Annotated in this window: 2 protein-coding genes; both read left to right on the top strand. The window is 54.9% G+C overall.

The window, feature by feature from the left end:
* Positions 1-48: 48 nt before the first annotated feature.
* Positions 49-273 (top strand): hypothetical protein, encoded by a 225-nt coding sequence (locus ABU113_RS17130; protein ID WP_454560663.1) that lies wholly within the window; start codon positions 49-51, stop codon positions 271-273.
* A gap of 9 nt (positions 274-282) precedes the next feature.
* Entirely contained in the window at positions 283-1,740 is a 1,458-nt protein-coding gene (locus ABU113_RS17125; RefSeq protein ID WP_454560662.1) for a hypothetical protein, read from the top strand.
* Positions 1,741-1,829 lie beyond the last annotated feature (89 nt).

The raw sequence follows: 1,829 nt of genomic DNA, 5'->3' as shown, positions 1-1,829 counted from the left end.
CTTGCTCAGCCGCTCCAGGTGCTCCGCCAGCGAAAACAGGCTGCGTGAGTGCATCAAACCTCTCCGTCCAATGCACAGAGTGAATCAGATCATGGCCCCAAACGCGAGGGGTTTTTGCGGGTGTCCAGCTATGAGATTGATGATGAGATTGAAGCTTTGATTACGAAAACAGTAAATATACTTGGGTTGGACATTAATATTGTCAATCAGATTTATGGTGAAGCAATTCACCGTCTGTTCGAAATTTGTGAAATGAAAATTAAAACAAAATAGCGGGTAGCGATGACAAAGCCAGTTTTATTCCTAGATACTGATTTCATTGGAAACATTTTCGGACAGAACTCCGGCGACGCATCGCGCTTGAATCGCGTACTAGATGCGCTTTCTGAAAATTACGACGTGCGTATCACCGACCGCGTGTGGCGAGAGTCAATAACGGAAAACATTAATCCAGCAACAGGAGAAAGGTATCTAAAGGATACCACGCTGGAGAATTGGCTAAACAACAAGGGAATAAATGAAACCGTCACAGGCATTCCCGCTGGCAGCAATGCTGGCGAGCAGTCAATCATTCATGCATTAAATAATCCCGGTTCTGACCCGGTTCTGTCCGACCCAAATGTTCCTAAGTATATTGCCTCCAATGATGGCTATTTCAACCAAGGTGCCGCTGGCGGAGATTTTGCCGATAACCGCGTAAAATCCTTTGACCTTGTAGACCGCCTAGCTGTCGATGGGCACGTGAGCATCGAGGATTATAAGGGCCTCTCGACGGAGGGGAGTCCAGATGCCAACTGGCGTCCTTACCAGAATGTCACCGCCGATGCCGTTCAGGCCAAGTATCCTGATATGTCGGCCACCTATGACCCGGTGAACGGAGCCTATGTGCTCGATAGGGGCGGCCAGACGCTGTCCTTGCCCGAGGGCGCAGTGCATGACGGCATCCATGCCAACTCGACAGGAGTTCTTTTCGACGGGCAGGCGCGCGCGCTCCACAACCTCGGTAAATACGCGGGCGCGCTCGACAAAGCGGGATGGATTGGCGACGTACTCGGTACCGCGTGGGCGATTGCCGAGGCTCAGGCTGCCTACAGCAACGGCGACAATCACTCAGCGGGTTCGATACTCGCAGGGCATACAGGCGGCCTTCTTGGCGGTTTAGGGCTCGGTACTATCAGCGCGGCGGGTGTCACTGCCCTGCTGGCCGTTCCCGGCGTGAACATCGGTGTCGCTGCAGGCATGCTCCTCGTCGGTGCGGCTGGCCTTGCGGGCGGCTATCTTGGTGGCTCTGCTGGCGAGAGTATGTTCAAAGATTTGTACGAGGAAATCTCCGGCCTCGGCATCGTCGGATTCAGCCAACAGCTTTACGATGACTACAAATGGGGCCTCTCGAACCCGTCCGAGGTTTTCAACATCGGCAACCTGATGGAGCTTGTCCAAAGCACCTTTGGCACTGCGATAACCACAGGCTCGCCTCTTGTACTGGATATCGCTGGAACAGGCATCAACCTCACCAGCGTCAACACATCTCCGGTCTATTGGGATATCGACGTTGACGGCATGCGCGAAGCGTCGGGCTGGATAGGCGCAGGCAGCGGCCTTCTTGCCATCGACCTCGACAGCAACGGCAAGATTGACGACCATTCGGAGCTTTTTGGCGACCAAAACGGCAGCGCCGCGAACGGCTTTCAGGCCCTTGCCGTGATCGGCCCCCACGGACGGGTCCAATTTGATTGTTAGTGCAATGATGGTCGTGGCGCCAGCGCGGGCGGCATCGCTGGTTGGGGTTGCAGGGCCGCCCGCGCGAATGCCGGGATGAAGACCTCCGG

The organism is Parapedomonas caeni (assembly GCF_041060555.1).
Classification (GTDB): Bacteria; Pseudomonadota; Alphaproteobacteria; order Sphingomonadales; family Sphingomonadaceae; genus CAUJIW01.
This window is presented reverse-complemented; position numbering and strand designations above follow the sequence as displayed.

Bases quoted from the DNA above. Each gene is read 5' to 3' on its own strand.
- ABU113_RS17125 (WP_454560662.1), top strand. From the start codon at position 283: ATGACAAAGCCAGTTTTATTCCTAGATACTGATTTCATTGGAAACATT.